This window comes from Lachnospira sp. CLA-JM-H23, assembly GCF_040096425.1.
GTDB lineage: Bacteria > Bacillota > Clostridia > Lachnospirales > Lachnospiraceae > Lachnospira > Lachnospira rogosae.
Window position 1 is genome coordinate 148675 of record NZ_JBBMET010000010.1, and the last position, 14472, is coordinate 163146.

Consider the following 14472-nt stretch of genomic DNA (forward strand, 5'->3'; position numbering starts at 1 on the left):
TAATGAGAGGAATATCAGTTCTAGGTTCGACTGGTTCAATAGGAACTCAGACTTTAGATGTTATTAGAAGAAATAAAGATATAAAGGTTGTTGCACTTGCAGCAGGAACAAGAGTGAAAGAATTAGCAGAACAGGTAAGGGAATTCAGACCATCTTTGGTATGTATTGGAACTGAAAAGCTTGCGGGCGAGTTAAAGCTTCTGCTTTCAGATATTGATGTAAAGATAGTGTATGGTGATGAGGGACTTATAGAAGCGGCAACACATAAAGAAGCTGATATTGTTCTTACGGCCGTTGTTGGAATGATGGGCATTGTTCCAACGATTAAAGCAATTGAAGCACATAAGGATATTGCACTTGCCAATAAGGAGACACTTGTAACAGCAGGACATATTATAATGAAGCTTGCTAAGGACAATAATGTTAATATATATCCTGTAGACAGCGAACATTCAGCGATATTTCAGTCACTTAACGGAGAATATCCTAAGGAGGTTGAAAGAATACTTCTTACAGCATCAGGCGGTCCATTCAGAGGAAAGAAAAGAGCTGACCTTGTAAATGTGACAGTTGAGGATGCACTTACCCACCCTAACTGGGCTATGGGAAGAAAGATAACAATAGACTCATCAACTATGGTTAATAAAGGCCTTGAGGTAATGGAAGCACAGTGGTTATTCAATGTTCCATCATCTAAGGTCACTGTGGTTGTACAGCCACAGAGCATAATACATTCTATGGTTGAATTCATTGACGGAGGAATAATGGCACAGCTTGGAAGTCCTGATATGCGCCTTCCTATACAGTATGCCCTCTATTATCCTCATAGAAGAGAGCTTAATACTAAGAGAGTGGATTTCTTTGAACTTGGCAATATTACATTTGAAAAGCCTGATATGGATACATTTAAAGGACTTAAGCTTGCTTATACAGCTTCTGATAAGGGCGGTAACATTCCAACAGCATTTAATGCGGCAAATGAGCTTGCAGTTGCAAAGTTCCTTGACAGAAAGATAAAGTATCTTGATATACCTGATATTATAGAGTATGCAATGAATGAAGTACGTTATATTGATAATCCGTCTGTAGACGAAATATTAGAAACAGAACAGACAGTCTATGAAATGATAGAAAACCGTTTGAAGAATGGAGGAGCAGAGTGGTTATAAATATAATATTAGCGATACTTGTATTAAGCATAATCATAATTATACACGAGTTTGGACATTTTATTGTAGCTAAGGCAAATGGAATTACAGTTGTGGAATTCTCACTTGGATTTGGACCTAAGCTTATACATTTTAAGAAAGGTGAAACAGAATATAGTCTTAAGCTGCTTCCTTTTGGTGGAGCCTGTATAATGCTTGGTGAGGATTTCTTAGAGGCAGATGATGATGAGCAGGAAGATGCAACAGAAGGCAATAATACTGGCAAAGCTGGAAGCGAGTTGGATAATGACTTTTGCAATGGTAAAACAGCAGAAGATAATGGCTTTGGCAATACTTCAAGGTATTCATCTGATAATACATCGGCTGGAAGCTATATGTCTGAGAAGAAAAAGCAGGAAGCACTGGAAGCTGGCTATGATATGTCCAAATCATTTGCTAATAAATCAGTGTGGGCAAGGATTGCAGTTATAGCAGCTGGACCAATATTTAACTTTATACTGGCATTTGTCTGCTCGGTTGTAATTATTGGAAGTATAGGCTATGACCCTTGTATGGTTGATGTTGTATATGATAATTCACCAGCGGTAAGTGCAGGGCTTCAGGAAGGTGACAAGATTATAAAGGTTAATAACCAGAAGATAACATTTTACAGGGATTATTCTTTCTATAGGGTGTACCACGCTGATGATACTATGAATATAACATATGAAAGAGATGGACAGAAATATACAACAACTCTTACTCCTGAATATGTTAAACAGCAGAAGTACCAGATGGGTGTTACTTTAGAGCAGAATGGGACAATAGCAGGCGTATCTGACGGAACACCAGCACAGAAGGCTGGGATTAAGAAGGGTGATATAATAACAGCGGTTAATGGCGTTGCAGTTGACGGAAGTACCAAGATTATTGAGCTTGTAGGACAGTGTAATGGCGAGAGTGTTGATATTACAATAAACAGAGATGGTAGTACAATGCAGTTAAATGTGACACCGGATTCTGTAGAGAATGAATATTACTATACAGGCTTTGCAAGTTATGGGGCAAGACAGAAGGTTTCGCCTATATCAGTAATCGGCTATGCATTTAAGGAAGTTGGATATAGTGTTAATACTGTAGTTAAGAGCCTTGGAATGATGTTTACAGGACAGGTGGGGATTAATGATCTTTCTGGTCCTGTCGGAACAGTAAGTGCTATGAGTAATATTGTAGAAGAAAGCAAGGCAGATGGAACATTTTATGTAATCCTTAATCTTTTAAATCTTGCAGGACTTATAAGTGCCAACCTTGGCGTTATGAACCTTCTTCCAATACCGGCACTTGATGGCGGAAGACTTGTATTTCTTATACTTGAAGTATTAAGAGGCAAGCCGGTCAAGAAAGAACACGAGGGTATGGTGCATTTTGTTGGTATGATATTCTTATTTGTTCTTATGATATATGTTATGTTTAAAGATATAAGAGGACTTTTTTAATTAAGAAATGAGGCTTAATATGTATAGAGATAATACAAAGGTTGTAAAAATAGGCAATAAGTTAATCGGTGGCGGCAATCCTATAATGATTCAGTCTATGACTAACACAAGAACTGATGATGTTGAGGCAACTGTCAGCCAGATACTGGCTTTAGAGAAAGCAGGCTGTGATATTATAAGATGTACAGTTCCAGATATTAATGCCGCTAAAGCAATCAAGGAGATTAAGAAGCATATTCATATTCCATTGGTTGCAGATATACATTTTGATTACAGAATGGCAATAGAGGCAATTAATAATGGTGCTGACAAGATAAGAATTAATCCAGGCAATATCGGTGGAACAGATAAGATTAAGGCTGTTGTAGATGCTGCCAGGGCTAAGAATATCCCTATAAGAGTAGGGGTCAACAGTGGTTCACTTGAGAAAGACCTTATAGAGAAATATGGCGGTGTTACAGCCGAAGGACTTGTTGAGAGTGCACTTGATAAAGTAAAGATTATAGAAGATCTTGGTTATGATAATCTTGTTATAAGCATTAAATCGTCAGATGTAATGATGTGTGTTAAGGCACACGAACTTATAGCAAGGAAGACTAATTATCCGCTTCACGTTGGAATTACCGAGTCGGGTACGTTATTCAGCGGAAGCATTAAGTCATCAATAGGTCTTGGGCTTATATTAGGACAGGGCATAGGTGATACAATAAGAGTTTCACTTACAGATGACCCTGTAAAGGAGATAGAGGCAGCTAAGCTTATTCTTAGGACACTTGGTTTAAGAAAAGGTGGTATTGAGGTTGTATCTTGTCCTACCTGTGGAAGAACTAAAATTGACCTTATCGGTCTTGCCTCAAAGGTTGAGGAGCTTGTTAGAAACTATGACCTTGATATTAAGATAGCTGTTATGGGCTGTGTTGTAAATGGCCCTGGAGAAGCTAAGGAGGCTGATATAGGAATAGCAGGTGGTGACGGCTGTGGTGTTCTTATAAAGCATGGCGAAATAATTAAGAAGTTTGAAGAAGATAAACTGTTAGCAGTGCTGAAGGACGAATTAGATAATTGGAAAGACTGATTATTATTATCCTTTGGCAGAAGGTGTTGGTTAAAGATGCGTAGATTTTTTGAAGTATTTAAGACATTAAAACTGCCAGAGGATATTGGTATGTATATGGAAAATGTTGAGGTTACGAGAGTATCCAAGACATCAACGAACTCATTGGCGAGAGTATACATAAAGAATGACAGGGTTATAAGCAAGAAGATAATATACAGGGTAGAAGATGCCCTTAAAAAGCAGATATTCCGTATACAGAATATGGATGTAAGAATTATAGACAGATATAATCTGTCAAAGCAGTATACGCCACAGACAATAATGGATGTGTATTATGACAGCATATTATTTGAATTGGAGAAATACTGGACACTTGAGTATAATCTTTTAAAGAATTCAACGTGGGAGTTTGAAAAGGATGACCTGCTTGTGCTTACATTAGAGGACGGATTTCTTGCAAGAACCTATGCAGATGACCTTAAGGAATATTTTCAGCTTATATTTCTTAACCGTTTTGGCTTTGAGATAGATGTTGAATATAAGTATGTTGCCAAGCTTGAGAAGCGTTATGAGAAAGAAAATGAACATAAGCTTAATCTTAGAATTAAGCAGATTGAAGATAACTTTATGGCAGCAGGCGAAGAAGCCAAGAGCGATAATGGGGCAGAGAAGAACAAAAAGTATGCCGAACAGAAAGCTAAAGCCGCTGCATTTTTTAATGAAAGAGGAGCTTCTGGAAAAGATCTTACACGTTATAGAAAGCCAGCTAATACAGATATATTATATGGAAGGGACTTTGACGATGAAGTTACTGCCATAGAACAGATAGAATCGCCAATAGGTGAAGTTGTCATAAATGGTATGATAAGAAGCATAGAAACAAGAGAGATAAGAAACGAAAGAACTATATTATCTATCGTTGTTACAGATTTTACAGACAGCATTGTAGTGAAAATGTTTGCAAGAAATGAACAGCTTCCAGATCTTTATGAATTCATTAAAAAGGGTAATTTTCTTAAGATAAAAGGCATAGCTTCAATGGATAAGTATGATCAGGAGATTACTATAGCCAATGTGTCAGGAATACGAAAAGGAAGTGATAACAGGTCAGTAAGAAATGACTTATCACTTCATAAGAGGGTAGAGCTTCACTGCCATACCAAGATGAGTGATATGGATGGTGTATCTTATGCCAAGGATATAATAAAGCAGGCGATAAGCTGGGGACACAAGGCAATTGCGATTACTGACCACGGAGTTGTGCAGGCGTTCACGGAAGCTTATCACACTATGCAGGATCTGGAGTTTAAGTATAAGAAAAAAGGTGAGAAGTTAGATTTTAAGGTTATATATGGTGTTGAGGCATATCTTGTCGATGATACCAGGAAGATAGTAATTAATCCGGCTGGACAGGACTTTAAAGGGGAATTCGTTGTATTTGATCTGGAAACAACGGGATTTTCGGCCTTGGTAGACAGGGTAATAGAGATAGGTGCGGTAAAGATTAAGAATAATGAGATTGTAGACAGATTTTCAACATTTGTTAATCCACAGATACCTATATCTTTTAGAATTGAGAATTTAACAGGTATTAATGACCAGATGGTTATGAATTCAGGAACTATCGAGCAGATACTGCCTGATTTTATAGAATTCTGTAAGGGTTGTGTTATGGTAGCCCACAATGCGGAATTTGATATGAGTTTTATAATTAATAATGCTGAGAAAATGGGGATAGAATTTGCACCTACTTATATAGATACAGTGCTTTTGTCACAGTTCCTTATACCGGCATTACATAATTATAAGCTTGATACATTAACCAAGCATCTTAATGTTGTGCTTGATAACCACCACAGGGCGGTTGATGATGCAGAGGCAACAGCACATATATTCTTAAAGCTTGTGCAGATGCTTTATGAGAGGGATATATATACACTTGATAAGCTTAATGAAGAGGGAACGCTTGATGATGAGTCAATTAAGAAGCTTCACCAGTACCACTGTATAATACTTGCCTCTAATGAGATGGGAAGAATTAATCTGTACAGGCTTGTGTCGGCTTCACATCTGCAGTATTTTAACAGATTTCCCAAGATACCAAAGAGCCTTGTTAATAAGTACAGGGAAGGTCTTATAATAGGAAGTGCGTGTGAGGCAGGAGAGTTGTTCCGTGCTATGGTAAATGGACGATCAGATGCGGAGATTGCAAGAATAGTTAATTTCTATGATTATCTTGAGGTGCAGCCAATCGGTAATAACAGTTTTATGATTGAGAAGGAAGATTATTACGTTAAAGACGAGGAGGACTTAAGAGATCTTAACAGAAGAGTCATATCTTTAGGTGAAAAGTTCGACAAGCCTGTAGTTGCAACGTGTGATGTGCATTTTCTTAATCCAGAAGATGAAATATACCGTAGAATAATTATGGCAGGAAAAGGCTTTGACGATGCGGATAACCAGCCACCACTGTATCTGCATACTACAGAGGAAATGCTTCAGGAGTTCGATTATCTTGGAAATGATAAGGCATATGAGATAGTTGTAACTAACACGAATAAGATAATGGATATGTGCGAGAAGATTAGTCCGGTACGTCCTGATAAACGTCCTCCTGTAATTGAGAATTCAGATCAGATGTTAAGGAATATATGCCATAACAGGGCACACGAAATATATGGACCAGAACTTCCACAGATTGTTACAGAAAGACTTGAGCGTGAGCTTAATTCAATTATATCTAATGGTTACTCCGTTATGTATATTATTGCACAGAAGCTTGTATGGAAGTCAAATGATGATGGATACCTTGTAGGTTCAAGAGGTTCTGTTGGTTCATCTTTAGCGGCAACTATGGCTGGTATTACAGAGGTTAATCCGCTTAGTCCGCATTATCTTTGTCCAGAGTGCTTTTATGTTGACTTTGATTCAGAGGAAGTTAAGAAGTTCGCTGGTGGTGCAGGCTGTGATATGCCAGATAAGGTGTGTCCTAATTGTGGTCATAAGTTAAATAAATTAGGTTTTGATATACCATTTGAAACCTTTTTAGGATTTAAGGGTAACAAAGAGCCTGATATCGATCTTAACTTTTCTAATGAATACCAGAGTAAGGCACACGCTTATACAGAGGTTATATTTGGAAAGGGACAGACATTCAAGGCTGGTACAATCGGTACTGTTGCCGAAAAGACAGCGTATGGATATGTTCTTAAATATCTTGAGGAAAGAGGCAAGGTTAAACGCCGTTGTGAAATAGAACGTATTGCTGAGGGTTGTATAGATATAAGAAGAACAACAGGACAGCATCCAGGAGGAATTGTAGTTCTTCCTATTGGTGATGAGATACATTCATTTACACCGGTACAGCACCCTGCTAATGATGTAAAGAGTGGAATTGTAACAACACATTTCGATTACCATAGTATCGACCACAACTTATTAAAGCTTGATATTCTTGGACATCTTGACCCTACTATGATTAGAATGCTGCAGGATTTAACAGGTATTGACCCTTTGGAAATACCACTGGATTCAAGAGAAGTAATGTCTTTATTCAAGGATACTTCGGCACTTGGAATTACACCTGAGGATATTGGCGGTTGTAAGCTTGGTGCACTTGGAATACCAGAGTTTGGTACAGATTTTGCTATGCAGATGCTTATTGATACTAAGCCACAGTATTTTTCTGACCTTGTAAGAATTGCAGGGCTTTCACACGGAACTGATGTATGGCTTGGTAACGCACAGACACTTCTTAAAGAGGGCAAGGCAACCATATCTACGGCGATATGTACACGAGATGACATTATGATATACCTTATCCAGAAAGGACTTGAAAGTGAGCTTGCATTTACAATAATGGAGAAGGTAAGAAAAGGTAAGGGACTTACACCTGAATGGGAGCAGATTATGAGGGAACACGGTGTTCCAGACTGGTATATATGGTCTTGTAATAAAATCCAGTATATGTTCCCGAAGGCACATGCCGCAGCTTACGTTATGATGGCATGGCGAGTAGCTTACTGCAAGGTGTTTTATCCGCTGGCTTACTACTGTGCATATTACAGTATAAGAGCCAATGCCTTTGATTATGAAAAAATGGCAATGGGAAGGGAACGATTGGAGTATTATATTAATGACTACAAAGCTAAGAAAGCAGACGGCACGATATCCAATGTTGAAGATGATGAGCTTAAGGATATGCGTATTGTTCAGGAAATGTATGCAAGGGGCTTTGAGTTCGTACCTATTGACATATACAAGGCAAAGGCAAGGTCATTTCAGATAATAGATGGAAAGATTATGCCATCATTTAAGGTAATATCCAAGGTTGGTGAGTCTGCTGGAGAATCAATAGAGATAGCCGCAAGGGATGGTGAGTTCTTATCAAAGGACGACTTGCGCCAGAGAGCCAGGATTGGACAGACGGTTATAGAGAAGCTTGGTGAGCTTGGACTTCTTGACGGGATGGCAGAGAGTAACCAGTTATCATTATTTGATGTTATATAGTATTGCATATACATATATAAGTGTGTTATCATCATATAATATATGCGGTTAGAATACGATTATAAAGATGCAGTATATATGTTTAATTAATTTGATGAGGTGAAAAATGTTAAAAAAATATCTTATATGTTTTCTTGTATCTATGGTACCTATTGTTGAACTTAGAGGAGCAATTCCTATATCACAGGGAATGCAGCTTCCATTATTACAGTCATATATAATATGTGTAATAGGTAATATGCTTCCGGTTCCGGTTATATATCTTTTTGCAAGACGTGTTCTTGAATGGGGTGCAGACAAGAAATATATCGGAAGGTTCTTTACATTTTGTATTGAAAAGGGTCACAAAGGTGGAGAAAAGTTAAAGCAGAAGGCTGGGAATGGTCTTTTTATAGCACTTTTATTATTCGTTGGTATTCCAATACCTGGTACAGGTGCGTGGACAGGAACACTTGCAGCAAGTTTCCTTGATATGGGCTTTAAGAAGAGTGTAATTGCTGTTCTTGGAGGAGTATTGCTTGCCGGTATAATAATGGGTATTGCTTCAGCAGGAGTATTTACAGCAATATTTAGTTTTGCATAAGCATAGTGTATAATAATATTAAAGAATATAATTAATAAATACCGCATATATTCTACAGATTAATGCGTATCCGGTTATGGGACATAAAAGTTGTAGAATATATGCGGTATTATATTTTGTGTAATAGTAAAATCTTTTTATTGCGGTTTGAGATTACTTATTAATATGTTGCAGATTTTCTTGGTGTCTTTGGTAGAGCGGGTCTTGTTATAGGCTATTCCGTATTGTATTTCACGCTGGTCTGTAATGGGCAGTATGCGGCAGCTATCAAGCGGGGTATCAATGCAGAATTCAGGCAGTATTGCAATGCCATATCCACATTGTGCAAGAAGCTCACTTGTCTGGCTGTTCTCACATATAAAGTGATAATTATCCTGTGAATGAAGCACAAGTTTTTCCTGTAAAAGATTTCCTTGTGTGAAAGGAATTAAACGCTGGTTAAGCAGTAAAAGGCAGTGTCCTTTTAAGTCATCAAAGGAAATAGCTGACATTGAATGTAAGTCTTTATTATCCTCAGTAGTCTTATTATAGTCATCAGATATCAAGGCATAGCTTTTCATATTCTTTATAGGCTTGAAAATGCAATCGGTATTTTCAATCATATCTTTAGTAACGAGCATTATATCTATATGTCCGCTTTCAAACATTGTCTTAAGACGTGAGTAGTCACGCAGAAACAGCATAGGATATATATCGGGCATACATTTTCCTAGTTCTTTTAATGCTGGTTTAAGTGCTTTTAATTCGGCATTGCTTGTACAGCCAATTCTTATATAGGACAATGACTGGGATACCACATTGGCAATCTTCTTGCTTGAAAGATTAATTCTATTAAGGATATCCTTTGCATCTCCATAGAATTCAGCACCGGCATCGGTAAGCTGTACCATTTTTGGTGTCCTTATAAAAAGTGCCGCACCCAGTTCTTCCTCAAGGCTTTTAATATGGTGTGTGACAGTTGGGGTTGTAAGAAACATTTCCTGTGCAGCTTTTGTAAAATTAAGCTTGTCGGCAACTCTTATAAAACATTCTAACTGCTGTGTAGTCATAAAAACCTCCTTAATTATATTAAATAATCTGCATAATTGATTATAGTTCATAATATATTAATATTTCAAGAGTGCATTAGAAAAAATCTAATGGTGTTGTATTTTTACAAATTCCATTTTTTTAATAATAGTGTTAAAATCGTTCACGCTGATAGGATTAATTTGTCTGTGTACACCAGATGATAATAATTAAGAATAGCAATGTTAATTGGGGAAGATATTCAGCCAGTAACATATGTATAGTAGCAATTGTGTACAGAAAAGAGGAATGATATGGACATTATTAAAAAGCTTTCCCGTTCAATAAGGGAATATAAAATGGTATCAATTATGACACCAGTGTGTATCGTATTTGAGGTAATATTTGAAATACTTATCCCATTTATGATGGCAAAGATGATTGATTCAGGAATAAGTTCAGGTAATGAAAGTGCACTTGTTAAATATGGGACTTTGCTTATACTCTGCGTAATGGCAGGTCTTGTATTTGGTATCCTTTCAGGAGGTCTATGTGCCACAGCTTCGGCAGGCTTTGCAAAGAATTTAAGAAAGGATATGTATTACAAAATTCAGGAGTATTCATTTGCAAATATTGACAAGTTCTCATCATCAAGTATTGTGACACGTCTTACAACAGATGTAACTAATGTGCAGAATGCTTATATGATGATTATCAGAATTGCGGTAAGAGCACCATTTATGCTTATATTCGCACTTATTGCGGCATTTATGACAAGTACTAAGCTTTCATTAATATTTCTTATTGCAATTCCAGTGCTTGGTATTGGACTTTATATAATAGTAAGCAGATCGCATATATATTTTGAGAGAGTATTTAAGATATACGATAATCTTAATGAAGTAGTAGAAGAAAATCTTACAGGTATGAGAGTAGTTAAGTCCTTTGTCCGTGAAGATTTTGAAGAAAAGAAGTTCACTAGGGTATCAGAAGCAATATATAAAATGTTCTTAAAGGCTGAAGGTATTGTTGCATACAATATGCCGCTTATGCAGTTCTGCATATATTCGTGTATGCTTTTCTTATGCTGGTTCGGTGCAAGAATGATAATTACATCAGGAGCTACAGCACTTACAACTGGTGAGCTTACAAGTCTTATAGCTTATGCTATGACAATTCTTAACTGCCTTATGATGTTATCAATGGTTATGGTTATGATTAATATGGCGAGAGCTTCGGCTGAGCGTATTGTTGAAATTCTTGACGAGGAAAGTACACTTCACAACTGTGACAATCCAGAGGATAAGGTAAATGACGGCTCAATCCAGTTTGATAATGTAAGCTTTAGTTATATAGATGATAAAGAAAAAGAATGTCTTAAAAATATTAACCTCAATATTCCAAGCGGTTCAACACTAGGAATTATAGGTGGAACAGGAAGCGGTAAGAGCTCATTAGTGCAGCTTATACCAAGACTTTACGATGTAACAGAGGGAAGCGTTAAGATTGGCGGTGTTGATGTAAGGGATATAGATATCTATACATTAAGAAATGAAGTTGCAATGGTGCTTCAGAAAAATGTATTATTCTCCGGAACTATTAAAGAAAATTTACGCTGGGGTAATAAAGAGGCAACAGATGAAGAGATAATACACGCCTGTGAACTTGCACAGGCAGATCCATTTGTCCAGACATTCCCTAAGAAATATAATACATATATCGAACAGGGTGGTACTAACGTATCAGGCGGACAGAAGCAGAGATTATGTATAGCAAGAGCACTTCTTAAAAAGCCTAAAATCCTTATTCTTGACGATTCTACAAGTGCCGTTGATACTAAGACAGATGCTTTAATAAGAAAAGCATTTAAAGATGAAATACCAGATACAACTAAGATAATAATAGCACAGAGAATATCATCAGTTCAGGATGCAGACTGCATTATTGTAATGGAGGGCGGAAAGATTGATGGCTGTGGAACACACGAGCAGTTATTAAAAGAAAATGCTATATATAAAGAAATATATGAATCACAGACGAAAGGAGATGAGCAGTAATGGCAGGTAATGAGAAAAAGGCTGATATCAGTATGACTGGTAATAAATCAGGGAAGCCATCAATAGATGGAAAGACATTAAAAAGACTTATGTCATATATTGTAGGCAGACATAAACTGACATTTTTTATGGTTGTTGTATGTATACTTATTAGTTCCTGTACAGTAGTAGTAAGTTCATTATTCTTACAGATACTTATAGATAACTATATAACACCTATGTTATCAGAAGTTAATCCATCATTTGCACCATTATTAAAGACAATAATTATGCTTGGATGTCTGTATCTTGTTGGTGTATTATCAACATTTGCATACAACAAAATGATGATTAAAATATCACAGGGAACTTTAAAAGCAATCCGTGATGATATGTTTACACATATGCAGACACTTCCAATAAGATATTTCGATACTCATACACATGGTGATGTAATGAGTCATTATACTAATGATACTGATACATTAAGACAGTTCATATCGCAGGCTCTTCCACAGTTCATCTCAGCAGTTGTGACAATAGTAGTTGTTATTGTGTCTATGATTGTCAACAGTATACCGCTTACAATACTTGTATTAGCAGTAACCTGTATTATGCAGATTGTATCCAAAAAGATAGGTGGGGCAAGTGCAAGGTATTTTATAAGACAGCAGATAACAATAGGTAAGGTTACAGGTTTCATAGAAGAGATGATTAATGGACAGAAGGTTATTAAAGTATTCTGTCACGAGGATGAGGCAAAGTACGATTTTGATAAGAATAACGAAATGCTTTGCAGTGATGCAACTAATGCCAATAAATACGGTAACATACTTATGCCGGCAATCTCACAGTTAGGTAACTTACAGTATGTTCTCATTGCTCTTATCGGAGGATTTCTTGCATTAAGAGGAATTGGTGGGATTACTGTCGGAATGATAGTAGCATTTCTTAACCTTTCTAAGACATTCTGTATGCCAGTATCGCAGATAGCACAGCAGATTAGTATGATAGCTATGGCGTTGGCAGGAGCAGAAAGAATATTCGGACTTATTGATGAAAAGCCGGAAGAAGATGAAGGCAATGTTACTTTAGTACGCGTAAAGTGTGATGATAAAGAACTTAATAACAAAGAAGCCGACAATAAAGATGCCAGAATGGTATTTATAGCAGGTGAAGTTACAGAAACAACTGACAAAGACGGCAGATGGGCCTGGAAGTGTAGGAAAGCTGATAATACAACAGGTTATATACTTCTTAGGGGAAAGGTCGTATTTGATGATGTAATATTTGGATATAATGAGAATAAGATTATACTTAATAATATTAATCTATGGGCTAAATCAGGACAGAAGATAGCATTTGTTGGTGCAACAGGTGCAGGAAAGACGACTATAACTAACCTGATTAACAGATTTTATGATATTAATTCAGGAAATATATTCTATGACGGAATAAGCATTGATAGAATTAAGAAAGACGATTTAAGGCATTCACTTGGCATTGTATTACAGGACGTTAACCTGTTCACAGGAACTATTATGGATAATATAAGATATGGTAACCTTTTGGCGACCGATGAGGAATGTATTAAAGCCGCTAAGCTTGCCAATGCAGATGACTTTATAACAAGACTTCCAGACGGCTATCAGACAGTACTTACACAGAACGGTGCAAGTCTTTCACAGGGACAAAGACAGCTTATATCAATTGCAAGGGCAGCAGTTGCCAACCCACCAGTAATGATTCTTGATGAGGCGACATCTTCAATTGATACAAGAACAGAAGCACTTGTCCAGAGAGGTATGGATAACTTAATGAAGGGCAGAACAGTATTCGTAATAGCACACAGACTTTCAACTGTCCGCAATTCAGATGCTATAATGGTATTAGACCACGGCAATATAATTGAGAGAGGTTCACACGATGAACTTATTGCAAGTAAGGGAACATATTACAGCTTGTATACAGGAGCATTTGAGTTGTCATAGTATTAAACTTGCTGTGAAAAATGTATTACCAAGGCTGGCGGTTGTAATTAAGTGAATATTTAATTTAAGAGGCGTTAAGCCTCTTTTTTAGTGTATTGTGGTTGCAGGAATACTGAAGCTGTTAGGTTGTTTATTTGAGAAGATACAGCCTTGAGAAACTTGAAGAGATGTGTCCGAAGGGTATAAGGTTGTTTGTAAGATTAAAGAAGTTGAAATAGGGCTACCGCAATCCCACTGGCTTTAGACGGTGGGTTAAGGTAGCCGGAAGCGGAGGGGTGTGCTATACTTGCGTTATGGGAACGTGGAAATCAAAAAACAGACACAAATATTTGTTACAGTATCATATTATTTTCGTATGCAAGTATAGAAAGAAATTGCTGATGTCAAAACAAATATCAGATGATATAAAGCAGTTTTCTTATGAGATATGTCAAAAGCATAAAGTCATTATCAGATATATGGAGACAGATAAAGAACATACTTTTTGGACGGACGGATATTTTGTATGCAGTGTAGGAAATGTTTCAGGAGAGATGCCACGAAAATATATAGAAAATCAAGGGTAGGAAGGTGGCGACAGTAGGTGTTAAAAGCATATAAATACAGGATATATCCTAATAGCGAACAAAGAATTCAGATTGCAA

At 36.9% G+C, this 14472-nt stretch carries 10 protein-coding genes; 9 read left to right on the forward strand and 1 reads right to left on the reverse strand.

The window, feature by feature from the left end; genetic code table 11:
- Positions 1-2: 2 nt before the first annotated feature.
- The 5 genes from WMO42_RS12835 (at position 3) to WMO42_RS12855 (ending at position 8793) form a co-directional block, all read left to right on the forward strand.
- Positions 3-1169 carry a 1-deoxy-D-xylulose-5-phosphate reductoisomerase gene (locus WMO42_RS12835; protein WP_349192452.1) on the forward strand — a complete coding sequence of 389 codons (1167 nt, stop codon included), beginning with the start codon at positions 3-5 and terminating at the stop codon, positions 1167-1169.
- Positions 1166-2644, forward strand: a complete 1479-nt coding sequence (rseP, locus tag WMO42_RS12840) for an RIP metalloprotease RseP (RefSeq protein ID WP_242858667.1) — start codon at positions 1166-1168, stop codon at positions 2642-2644. The genes WMO42_RS12835 and rseP overlap by 4 nt, the downstream gene beginning before the upstream one ends.
- 19 nt (positions 2645-2663) lie before the next feature.
- Positions 2664-3719 (forward strand): flavodoxin-dependent (E)-4-hydroxy-3-methylbut-2-enyl-diphosphate synthase, encoded by a 1056-nt coding sequence (gene ispG / locus WMO42_RS12845; protein WP_022502666.1) that lies wholly within the window; start codon positions 2664-2666, stop codon positions 3717-3719.
- Positions 3720-3755: 36 nt separating this feature from the next.
- On the forward strand, positions 3756-8210 hold the full coding sequence (locus tag WMO42_RS12850) for a PolC-type DNA polymerase III (RefSeq protein ID WP_349192454.1): 4455 nt from the start codon (positions 3756-3758) through the stop codon (positions 8208-8210).
- A 106-nt stretch (positions 8211-8316) separates the two neighbouring features.
- Entirely contained in the window at positions 8317-8793 is a 477-nt protein-coding gene (locus WMO42_RS12855) for a small multi-drug export protein (protein WP_349192456.1), read from the forward strand.
- Between the two features lie 137 nt (positions 8794-8930).
- Here WMO42_RS12855 and WMO42_RS12860 read toward each other — a convergent pair whose 3' ends face one another.
- Positions 8931-9842: a LysR family transcriptional regulator gene (locus tag WMO42_RS12860; protein ID WP_349192458.1), complete on the reverse strand. Its 912-nt coding sequence runs from the start codon at positions 9840-9842 to the stop codon at positions 8931-8933.
- 273 nt (positions 9843-10115) lie between these two features.
- Here WMO42_RS12860 and WMO42_RS12865 point away from each other — a divergent pair, with 273 nt between their 5' ends.
- The 4 genes from WMO42_RS12865 to WMO42_RS12880 all read left to right on the forward strand — a co-directional run.
- Positions 10116-11858: an ABC transporter ATP-binding protein gene (locus tag WMO42_RS12865; protein ID WP_349192459.1), complete on the forward strand. Its 1743-nt coding sequence runs from the start codon at positions 10116-10118 to the stop codon at positions 11856-11858.
- Between the two features lie 32 nt (positions 11859-11890).
- Entirely contained in the window at positions 11891-13828 is a 1938-nt protein-coding gene (locus WMO42_RS12870) for an ABC transporter ATP-binding protein (protein ID WP_349192470.1), read from the forward strand.
- A 293-nt stretch (positions 13829-14121) separates the two neighbouring features.
- On the forward strand, positions 14122-14394 hold the full coding sequence (locus tag WMO42_RS12875; protein WP_349192461.1) for a transposase: 273 nt from the start codon (positions 14122-14124) through the stop codon (positions 14392-14394).
- A gap of 17 nt (positions 14395-14411) precedes the next feature.
- Positions 14412-14472: helix-turn-helix domain-containing protein (locus WMO42_RS12880; RefSeq protein ID WP_349192473.1), on the forward strand; the 61-nt coding region annotated here is incomplete at its 3' end.

Excerpts from the sequence above, each read along its gene's own strand:
- WMO42_RS12835 (WP_349192452.1), top strand. The coding sequence starts at position 3 with ATGAGAGGAATATCAGTTCTAGGTTCGACTGGTTCAATAGGAACTCAG.
- WMO42_RS12850 (WP_349192454.1), top strand. The coding sequence starts at position 3,756 with ATGCGTAGATTTTTTGAAGTATTTAAGACATTAAAACTGCCAGAGGAT.
- WMO42_RS12860 (WP_349192458.1), bottom strand. The coding sequence starts at position 9,842 with ATGACTACACAGCAGTTAGAATGTTTTATAAGAGTTGCCGACAAGCTT.
- WMO42_RS12870 (WP_349192470.1), top strand. The coding sequence starts at position 11,891 with ATGACTGGTAATAAATCAGGGAAGCCATCAATAGATGGAAAGACATTA.
- ispG (WP_022502666.1), top strand. The coding sequence starts at position 2,664 with ATGTATAGAGATAATACAAAGGTTGTAAAAATAGGCAATAAGTTAATC.
- WMO42_RS12855 (WP_349192456.1), top strand. The coding sequence starts at position 8,317 with ATGTTAAAAAAATATCTTATATGTTTTCTTGTATCTATGGTACCTATT.
- WMO42_RS12865 (WP_349192459.1), top strand. The coding sequence starts at position 10,116 with ATGGACATTATTAAAAAGCTTTCCCGTTCAATAAGGGAATATAAAATG.
- WMO42_RS12875 (WP_349192461.1), top strand. The coding sequence starts at position 14,122 with ATGGGAACGTGGAAATCAAAAAACAGACACAAATATTTGTTACAGTAT.